The following is a 3,416-nucleotide window of genomic DNA, read 5'->3' as shown; positions in this document are numbered from 1 at the left end:
ATGGACCGAGCGGGAATTGAACCCGCGGCCTCTACCATGCCAAGGTAGCGATCTTCCCCTGATCTATCGGCCCGTGCCATACCATATTGTCGCGGTGCATTAAAAAACCCCTCTGTTCGGATACCGCCAAATCAGTCGGCCGACATCCCGGACAGGGCCCCGGCGAGCCGTTTCCGCGCCGCGTGGCAGTCCTCGCGGACAAGCACCCCGCCCTGCCGGATCACTTCAACAAGCAGGGGGACGGCGCCCGGCGGGGCCTCCCGGCCAACGGGCAGGAGGGCCCGTCCGCCGCCGGGGAGGCGGTAGACCTGCTTCACGCCGCTTTTCTTTCCCCGCTTTGCCGTGATCTTCCCTTCGATCTCCACGATGTCGAGGCTGAAGTCGATGACCGGGGCGTTCGCGATCGCACCGCCCACGCCGAAGGCGTCGACGATGTCTTTGTAGGCCGCCACGTCCTCGTGCGTGATACCGCCCGAGAGGAATATCTTCACGTGCTCGTACCCGCGGGCGTCGAGCTCCCACCGGACCTCCTCGATGATCGACCGCATGCTCCCGCGGCGCGACCGGGGGGTGTCGAGCCGGACGGCGTCGCACCCGAGCGCCGCGGCCCGGAGGGCCTCCTGTTTTTCGTCGCAGACGGTATCGCAGAGCATCACCCGGGAAACGTCGGGCGGTGCACGGCGCATGAAGGATTCCCAGGCATCGGAGGGGGAGGGGTAGCACATCACGAACGCGTGCGGCATCGTCCCCGCGAGCGGGATGCCGTCCGGGGCGCAGGTGTTCGACACCCCGTCCACCCCGCCGATCCATGCGGCACGCTCGATCATGGCGGCGAGCGCCGGGTGCTGCCGTCGTGAGCCGAACGAGTACACCGGGACGTCCCCGGCGATCGTCCGGATGCGTGCCGCCGCCGTCGCAATGCCCGACGCATGGCAGAGGAAACCGAGCAGTGCCGTCTCAAGCCTGCCGAAATCGGCATACCGGCCGGTGATGCGCAGCACCGGCTCGCCCGGAGAGAAGATGCTCCCTTCCGGCATCGCGGCGACGTCGACAGCGAGCCCCTCCAGGAGCGTGAGCACGTCGTCAAGGCCGCAGAACACCCCCCACGGCGACGGGAGCGCTGCGGCCGCCACCTCCATGGTGACGCGAGGGTTGATGCCCTCCTCTTTCAGGATCTCCTCGACACGCTGAAAATACACATCAGTGCAGGTGCCGTTTTTAATCGCCTCCCCGGGTACGACATGAAAGGATCCCATTCCGGAAGAATTGTCACCGCACCTATGTAAAGCCCGAGGAATCGCACCTGCGCTCAGGCCATACCGCGGGGCCGGAGGGGAGCACAAAAATAGGAAGAGTACTCACAGAATAGGGAGGAAAATCCATGAATCGAGGCAGCATACCGGGAGGCGACTCCTGATGCTCGGGATCGTCGGCGGCACGAGTCTTCTCTTCTCCGATCTTCCGGACCTTACGAAGGAGCGCATATCCACCCCGTTCGGCCCTGCCGAAGTGTATACCGGGGAGTGTGCCCTTTTGATGCGGCATCAGTACGGGCTTCCCCCGCACCGCATCAACTACCGGGCATCGATGGCCGCCCTCGCCATCCTGGGCGTCGAGAGGGTCGTGGCATTCGGATCGGCGGGATCGCTCAAACAGGACATCCCTCCCGGATCGCTTCTCATCCCCTCGGATTACATCAGCATGACGGACATTCCCTCCATCCATGACCATGCCATCGAGCACGTGAACCCCGGGCTTGACGAAACGCTCGCCCGTGAACTCGCATCGCTGGTTCCCGAAGCACACCGCGGCGGTGTCTACGTGCAGACAAAGGGCCCGCGAATCGAAACGCGGGCCGAGGTGCAGATGCTCGCCCGGATTGCCGACGTGGTCGGAATGACGGTCGCGTCCGAGGCGACAGTCGCCTGCGAACTCGGCATGGTGTTTGCCGCGCTCTGCACCATCGACAATTATGCGCACGGACTGGGAGGCGACGTCCTTACCTATGAACACATCCTCGAGACATCACGGCTCCACCGCCGGAGAACCGGGGATATCGTCAGCACAATCGTGGAGAAAATGACATGACGCAACCGGACACGGATAGCGGGCTTTACAGGGAGGGAGCGTCGCATTTCATTGCAAACGTCACCCTCGCGGACAGGAAGACGGATATTTTCATCGACAGTGACGGGCGGATCGGCGCTGTCGGGGACACTATCCGGCGCGACTATGCAGGGCAGGCGGATTTCATCATCGACGGGAGCGGCCGCATCGCCGTTCCCGGGTGCACGAACACGCACACGCACGCCGCGATGACGCTTTTTCGGGGATACGCCGACGACATGCACCTGCAGGAGTGGCTGTCCGAAAAGATCTGGCCGCTTGAGGCGCACCTGACCGGTGAGGACGTCTACTGGGGCACAAAACTCGCGTGCCTCGAGATGATACGGAGCGGAACCGTTGCGTTCAACGACATGTACTTCTTCATGGAGGATGCGGCACGGGCCGTCGACGAGGCCGGCCTGAAGGCGCAGTTTGCATATGGCTTCATCGACCTCTTCGACGAGGAAAAACGCGAGGCCGAGATTAAGGCGACGGAAACCCTTGTAAATACCATAATACGGATGGGCAATCCGCGAATTCGCGCCGCGGTCGGCCCCCATGCGATCTATACCGTCTCGAAGGAGGGACTGGAATGGTGCGCCTCCTACAGTGAAGAAGAGAAGATCGGCATCCACATTCACCTGAGCGAGACCGAAAAGGAGGTGAACGACTGCGTCGAGCAGACCGGCATGCGGCCCGCCGCGCTCCTGGATTCCTGCGGGTGCCTGACCCCCCGGACCGTCGCGGCCCACTGCTGCTGGCTGGAGCGTGCCGAATGCGATCTGCTCGGGAGACGGGGAGTGTTTGTCTCCCACAACCCCGCAAGCAACATGAAGCTCGCGGTGAACAGGGCCATGCCGTACCACTGGCTGCGGGAGGCGGGTGCGTCCGTCACCCTCGGCACGGACGGCTGCGCCTCGAACAATAATCTCGATATCTTCGAGGAGATGAAGTTCGCAGCGCTCCTCCAGAAATTCTACTGGAATTCGGACACGCTTCTCCCGGCCACCGAGGCTCTCGCGATGGCAACGGAAAACGGGGCACGGGCGCTCGGATTCGGCACGGGCCGTATCGAAGCGGGTGCTCCCGCCGATCTCGTGCTGCTGGATCAGAGAAGCCCCTGCATGGTTCCCCGCCACCATACCGTCTCCAACATCGTCTATTCCTGCGGGGGGAGTGCGGTAAGAACGGTGATCTGTAACGGCCGCATCCTGATGAACGAGGGATGCATCCCCGGCGAAGAGGCGATAATCACCGGGGCGGAGAAGGCTGCCGCACGCCTTGTTACGCGTGCCACCGGTGCGTAAAAA

Annotated in this window: 3 protein-coding genes and 1 tRNA gene; 2 read left to right on the top strand and 2 right to left on the bottom strand. The window is 63.3% G+C overall.

The window, feature by feature from the left end; genetic code table 11:
* Position 1: 1 nt before the first annotated feature.
* Positions 2–73: transfer RNA gene (locus tag APR53_02290), tRNA-Ala, on the bottom strand.
* Between the two features lie 58 nt (positions 74–131).
* Positions 132–1,256 carry a nicotinate phosphoribosyltransferase gene (locus APR53_02285; protein KQC05455.1) on the bottom strand — a complete coding sequence of 375 codons (1,125 nt, stop codon included), beginning with the start codon at positions 1,254–1,256 and terminating at the stop codon, positions 132–134.
* A gap of 160 nt (positions 1,257–1,416) precedes the next feature.
* On the opposite strand from APR53_02285, the gene APR53_02280 reads away from it, so the two are divergent.
* Positions 1,417–2,088 (top strand): 5'-methylthioadenosine phosphorylase, encoded by a 672-nt coding sequence (locus tag APR53_02280; GenBank protein ID KQC05454.1) that lies wholly within the window; start codon positions 1,417–1,419, stop codon positions 2,086–2,088.
* On the top strand, positions 2,085–3,413 hold the full coding sequence (locus tag APR53_02275; GenBank protein ID KQC05453.1) for an S-adenosylhomocysteine deaminase: 1,329 nt from the start codon (positions 2,085–2,087) through the stop codon (positions 3,411–3,413). The genes APR53_02280 and APR53_02275 overlap by 4 nt, the downstream gene beginning before the upstream one ends.
* The last annotated feature ends 3 nt before the right edge of the window (positions 3,414–3,416 follow it).

Origin of the sequence: Methanoculleus sp. SDB (assembly GCA_001412355.1) — an archaeon.
Classification (GTDB): Archaea; Halobacteriota; Methanomicrobia; order Methanomicrobiales; family Methanomicrobiaceae; genus LKUD01.
Note: the sequence above shows the minus strand (reverse complement) of the source record. Positions and strands in the feature narration are given on the sequence as shown.